This is a genomic window from Kitasatospora putterlickiae, from assembly GCF_039527695.1.
Classification (GTDB): domain Bacteria; phylum Actinomycetota; class Actinomycetes; order Streptomycetales; family Streptomycetaceae; genus Kitasatospora; species Kitasatospora putterlickiae.
Genome location: NZ_BAAAKJ010000186.1, coordinates 7,633 through 8,698 on the forward strand (window position 1 = coordinate 7,633; position 1,066 = coordinate 8,698).

The following is a 1,066-nucleotide window of genomic DNA, read 5'->3' on the forward strand; positions in this document are numbered from 1 at the left end:
CACGGCACGACGGGGCCGGCCCGCCGGCCGGCGGCCGCGGACGCCTGACCCGCCACCGTCCGAGCCCGCGCGCAATCCGCCGGCACACGAGCCGCGCCGGTCCCGGGCCGCGACCGCGCTGAGCGAGAATGGGCCCTGTCACCCGGAAACCCGCCGGTGACGGGGCCCATGAACGCGTGCGACCCCCACCCCCTCCTCCGGGCCGGGGGCCCCACCACCGGGAGATGTGAGATGAAGACCGAGCCGGCGGCCGCGCCGACCTGCACCGGCCCGCGCCGGGGCAGACCCCGCAGCGAGGCCGCCGAGCAGGCGATCTTCGCCGCCGTCGAGGAGCAGATGGCGGCCGGCACCAGCCTGCCCGAGCTGACCATCGAGGGCATCGCCACCGCCGCCGGCGTGGGCAAGGCCACCATCTACCGGCGCTGGTCCAACAAGGAGGCGCTGCTGGTCGACATGGTCAGCAGGCTGGAGGAGCCGCTGCCCGCGCCCACCGGCTCGCTGCGCGGCGACCTGGTCTCGATGATCGAGTACATGCGGCTGCGCGGGCTCGCCAAGCGGTCCCGCTGGGTGCTCAAGGCGGCGCTCGGCCAGATGCACAGCTGGCCCGAACTGCACGCCGCCTACCGCGAACGGGTGATCGTGCCGCGCCGGCAGGCCGTCCGGGACGTCATCCGCCGGGGCGTCGCCGAGGGCGAACTGCGCGCCGACCTCGACGAGGAACTCCTCGGCGACCTGCTGATCGGCCCGATCCTGGCCCGCAGCGTCCTGTGGGACGACTCCGACCTGGACGACCCCGGGCTGGCCGAACGCATGGTCGACGCCCTGCTCGGCGGCCTGGCCGGCCCGGCCCTGCGGCCACCCGTTCCCGCCTGAGCGTCCCCGCCTGAGCGCCCCCGGTCGCCCCGCCCGTCCCCGGCCAGTGTCCTGGCTCACCAACCGGGCCACGCCGGAACCCCGGCCTCCCGATCGGACGTCTGTCCCGGCATAGGCTGAGCCGGGAATCCGACCAAACCCGCACCGGTCCGGCACGCCCTCCGCCACCCGGCGGCGGCCGGCGCCGGACGGG

At 76.4% G+C, this 1,066-nt stretch carries 1 protein-coding gene; it reads left to right on the forward strand.

Going from position 1 to position 1,066, the window contains the following annotated elements:
• The first annotated feature begins 231 nt into the window (after window positions 1–231).
• Complete coding sequence (locus ABD308_RS18550) at window positions 232–873, forward strand: TetR/AcrR family transcriptional regulator (RefSeq protein ID WP_344335846.1); 642 nt, start codon at window positions 232–234, stop codon at window positions 871–873.
• Window positions 874–1,066 lie beyond the last annotated feature (193 nt).